Origin of the sequence: uncultured Empedobacter sp., from assembly GCF_937930195.1 — a bacterium.
Classification (GTDB): domain Bacteria; phylum Bacteroidota; class Bacteroidia; order Flavobacteriales; family Weeksellaceae; genus Empedobacter; species Empedobacter stercoris.
In genome coordinates this window covers 1-4,824 of record NZ_CALGVK010000097.1, presented here as the reverse complement: position 1 = coordinate 4,824, position 4,824 = coordinate 1, and the positions used below count along the sequence as shown (strand labels likewise).

Annotated in this window: 3 protein-coding genes; 1 reads left to right on the top strand and 2 read right to left on the bottom strand. The window is 31.6% G+C overall.

Translation table 11 applies throughout. From position 1 onward, the window contains the following. Positions 1-160 precede the first annotated feature (160 nt). Both Q0616_RS06180 and Q0616_RS06175 read right to left on the bottom strand, forming a co-directional pair. Complete coding sequence (locus Q0616_RS06180) at positions 161-595, bottom strand: hypothetical protein (protein WP_260543363.1); 435 nt, start codon at positions 593-595, stop codon at positions 161-163. 150 nt (positions 596-745) lie between these two features. Beyond that, entirely contained in the window at positions 746-1,687 is a 942-nt protein-coding gene (locus tag Q0616_RS06175; protein ID WP_286484253.1) for a 3',5'-cyclic-nucleotide phosphodiesterase, read from the bottom strand. Positions 1,688-1,810: 123 nt separating this feature from the next. Between Q0616_RS06175 and Q0616_RS06170 the strand changes: the two genes are divergently transcribed. Continuing rightward, positions 1,811-4,696: a prolyl oligopeptidase family serine peptidase gene (locus tag Q0616_RS06170; protein ID WP_298775848.1), complete on the top strand. Its 2,886-nt coding sequence runs from the start codon at positions 1,811-1,813 to the stop codon at positions 4,694-4,696. Positions 4,697-4,824 lie beyond the last annotated feature (128 nt).

The following is a 4,824-nucleotide window of genomic DNA, read 5'->3' as shown; positions in this document are numbered from 1 at the left end:
TTTTCTTGCCATAAAAAATGCCCCCAAAAGTGTCTAACTTTTTGGGGGCAGTGTACTTTAAGTTGGCTTTTTTATTTGGTAATAATCGGTGAATTCGAAAGAATAATATGGTCAAATAACAAGACGAATCCACCGACAAGTTTGTGAAGCAGTCAATCGATTAGATCTCAACTTCTCGTTCAGAATTTGTGCAATTACTATGGACGATATAATCGATTAGTTTTCCATTTTCAAAACACAACATCAAATCTTCTTCATAAATTGAGGTGTGCGTTAATTGGTTAAATTCCAATAATTTTCCTTGCGGAATTTTAATAATACCAGAATACCAAATGGCAAAAACTTCTTCACTTTTTGGAAACAAATAGTCCAGCTCAACTTCATCTAACCCATCTAAATATCCTTTAAAATTGATTAAGAATAATTTATCATTTCGTAATTCCCATTTTCCATAATAACCTCTCCAACATGTTGAAGACGGAGGTGTAAAATAGGGAGGATGTTTTAAATTTTTAAAATAATGGTGTAACGGTTGTTCGGCTATAATATATTGTTGATTGTCGATCAATAAAATTTCTCCTATTTGCGTGGTCATTTTTTCTTTTGGTTTATTCAAATGTAGAATAGCCAAATCAATTAATGAAAGAACAATAGTGCTATTTTATCAAAATGATAAAAATTGACCGACAAAAATAAATACTTAAAAATTATTATGTCTTTAAATAATAAATAAAGTAATAGTTATTTATTTTAAAATAATTCTCTCACCTTGTTGAGGAAAAATATAATGAATCATATAAGGATTATCTTGTAGTAATTCTTCTTTTATTTTTTGTTCATAATCTCCTTTTGGTTTAATATGCGTAACGATGATGTTTAACCCTTTCAATTTATTTTTTCCAACGATTTTCGCTAATACTCCTAATTCTTCGTTGATTAATTTTGGTGTTAAATGACCAAATAATAAATTTTCTGGTTGCGAATTAGGGAAAGAAACCTCTAACATCAAAGTGTTCAATTTACCCGATTTTATTTTTGGTGATATAGCTTTCCAAATCGTCTGTAAATTTGTTGTTCCTTCTATACGATCAGCTCCAGTATCGCCAAAATATAAAACGGCATTCGAATAATTTTCAACTAAAATAGCAGCACTTTTTAATGGATTGACATGACTCAATTCGTAAATCGTTCCAGTGAGATTTGTATTTTCTATATTAAATGGAGTGCCTATTTTGGCATAATTGTATGTATATTTATTTAAAATTGGAGCCTCTCCTTCATTTGCAAAATTTGCCCACGCATCATTTGTAAAGTATTTATTTTTCAAGACATCAATCATTTCCGAAGTACCATAAATAGGTTTTTTCGAGTCTTCAGGAGAATTAATAATCATTCCAGAAAGATGATCCAAATGTCCATGCGAAATAAAATATCCTTTGATATAATTTTTTAGAACATTTCCAATTTCTTCCTCAAAAGTGCCTTTTTCTATTGCTTTATTGATTCCAGCATAAATCGTTCCTGCATCTAAAGCCAAGTAGTCGTTCGTCGATTCTTCTCCTATTAAATAAGAAGAAAGATTACTTTCATTACTTCCTCCATAAACGCCAAGCGGTACAATTTGAATATTTTGAGCCAAAGAGATCATCGAAATTCCTAAACCAATGCTTAAAAGATATTTTTTCATTTAAATGATATTTTGAACAAAAATACAAACGATACAATGATTATGAGAGATAATACGAATACTTTGTAAAAACTTTAGTATTTTCACAACTCTATTAAAAATTAACGCACAATAATAATTAGGATGAAATCGAATTTATCTACTAAAAATTTGAAAAATTATGCCTCTCAACTTCTAACTAAAAAGGCGATGTATGCTGCGGCTATAGCTCTATTGTCAACAAGTGTTAATGCGCAAAAGAAACCTCTTGATTTGACTGTTTTTGATGAATGGCAATCAATCGGAATGAAAGAATTGTCGAATAACGGTTCTTGGGTAGCTTATCAAGTAAATGCACAAGAAAGCGATAATACGTTGAATTTTTTTGGTCTGAAAACGGATAAAAATTTAAGTTTTCATCGAGGTGAACAAAGTGTTTTTACAGCAGATTCTAAATTTGCTATTTTTAAGATTAAACCTTTTTACAAAGATTTGAAATTGGTTCGAATCAAAAAGAAAAAAGAACACGAAATTGCAAAAGATTCGATCGGGATTTTAAATCTTGCAACTAATCATGTTGAAAAATTACCCAATATAAAATCGTTTAAAACGCCTAAAAAGGAAGGTTCATTTTTAGCTTATTTAGTCGAAAAAGAAGATTTGAAGAACGATAAAAATGTCAAGTCAGATTCAACAAAAACAAAAGATAAACCTGTAAAATCCGCAGGAAAAGATAAAAAAGACACGCCTTTAGAATTGGTTTTAAGAAATTTGATTTCTGGTCAGAAAAAATCGTTCAAAAATGTGATGAATTATGAGTTCAGCGAGAATGGTAAACAATTAATTTTTTCGACAAAACAAGAGAAAAAAGATAGTTTAGATCAAACAAAATACGGTGTTTTCTTAGTTAATACGGCAACTTTTGTTCAAAAGCAGTTGGTGGATACAATTGGTGAATTTAAACAATTTGCATTTGACGAAATGGCAAGTAAAGTAGCGTTTGTTGGTACGACAGATGAAGAGAAAAAGGAGAACAAAACCTATTATTTATATCATACATCAACAAATAATCCACAACAGATAAAGAAAACTGAATTGTTAGGATTGAAAAAAAATTGGCAAGTTTCAGAAAACCGTCAGCCAAAATTTAGTAAAGATGGAAATTTTTTATTCATAGGTTTGATGCCGAAATTAGTTGAAAAAGACACTACAATAATTGCAGATGATCATGCAAAGGTTGATGTTTGGAGTTACAAAGACGAATTTATTCAACCGCAACAATTAAAGAATCTTGAACGAGAGAAAAAACGTTCGTATTTATCTGTGATTGATTTTTCAAATCCAGAAAAAGTGACGCAATTAGCAGATTTAGACATGAATCAAGTTGAAATCTTGAACGAAGGAAATTCAAATTTTGCATTAGGAACTTCTGACAATGCCTATCGATTAATTTCAAATTGGGATTTAACAAGACGTAGAGATTACTACATTGTGAATGTTAAAAATGGACAGCGAGAATTATTTGCAAAAGGTTTAGCAGGAAGAGTAGAAATGTCTCCAAATGGAAAGTTTGCGGTGTATTATAATGCAGAAAATGGACTATGGTCGAGTTATAATATCGAAACAAAACAAACGAAAGTTTTGAATAAAAAACTGAAAGTTAAGTTTTATGATGAGGAAAATGATTCACCAACTTTAGCACAAGCGTATGGAGTTGCTTATTTTACAGATAATGACGAAACAGTATTAATCAAAGATCGTTATGATATTTGGGAATTTGATTTGGTTGGAAATCGTCGTCCAGAAAATGTAACAAATGGTTTTGGTCGTAAACACAATATTACATTTGATATTAATCAGTTGAATGAAGAACTCAAAACAATAAATCGTGATACGCAACTTTATTTAGGTGCTTTTAATAATCAGAATAAACAATCAGGTGTTTATCAAACTATTATTTCGAAAGCTAAAAATCCCGAAAAAGTAGTGATGTCGAATACATGGGGTGCTCAAAAAATGACGAAAGCATTGAATGCCAACCAATATATTTATACCAAAGAAACATTCCGAAACTCTCCGGATGTTTATGTATCAACGAATTTTAAGGATGAGAAAAAAGTTTCTGCTATCAATCCGCAACAAAAAGATTATTATTGGGGGAATGGAGAATTGGTAACTTGGAAAACGTATTCAGGAAAAAACGCAACAGGAGTGGTGTATAAACCAGAGAATTTTGATCCAAACAAAAAATATCCAATGATTGTTTACTTCTACGAAAAACTTTCAGATAATTTGAATCGTTATCAAGCGCCTGCACCAACACCTTCACGAATCAATCATACGTATTTTGTGAGTAACGATTATATTGTATTTACACCAGATATTTCGTATACAGTTGGCCATCCAGCTAAGTCTGCTGAGGATTATATAAACTCTGGAGTAGAAGCTCTGAAGAAAAATAACTGGGTAAATGGTGATAAAATTGGTATTCAAGGTCAGAGTTGGGGAGGTTACCAAGTTTCACATTTGATAACAGCTACCGATATGTATGCAGCAGCTTGGGCAGGTGCTCCAGTTGTAAATATGACTTCTGCTTATGGTGGAATTCGTTGGGGAACAGGTATGAGTCGTCAATTTCAATACGAGCAAACGCAAAGTAGAATTGGTAAAACATTGTGGGAAGCACCAGAATTATACATCGAAAATTCACCATTATTTAATATGCCTAAGGTGACAACGCCTGTAGTTATTATGCATAACGACGAAGATGGTGCAGTTCCTTGGTATCAAGGTATTGAAATGTTTATGGCATTGCGTCGTTTAGGGAAACCATCATGGATGTTAAACTACAACGGTGACGATCATAACTTGATTAAACGTGCCAATAGAAATGATATTCAAAAGCGTCAAGTACAATTTTTTGATCATTACCTAAAAGATCAGCCAGCTCCGAAATGGATGAGCGAAGGAGTTCCTGCAATTTCAAAAGGAATTGATTGGGGCTTCGAATTGGAGTCGGTAAATGATTAATAGTCAACGTAATATATTATAAGTCATTTAGTTGAATTATTTTATTAATAAGATATTAAGAGACAATAAAAGACATTAAAAAACACTTTGAGTCATTAAAAGTACCCCTATTTCTCACCTCGAGGAAT

Bases quoted from the DNA above. Each gene is read 5' to 3' on its own strand.
- Q0616_RS06180 (WP_260543363.1), bottom strand. From the start codon at position 595: ATGACCACGCAAATAGGAGAAATTTTATTGATCGACAATCAACAATAT.
- Q0616_RS06175 (WP_286484253.1), bottom strand. From the start codon at position 1,687: ATGAAAAAATATCTTTTAAGCATTGGTTTAGGAATTTCGATGATCTCT.
- Q0616_RS06170 (WP_298775848.1), top strand. From the start codon at position 1,811: ATGAAATCGAATTTATCTACTAAAAATTTGAAAAATTATGCCTCTCAA.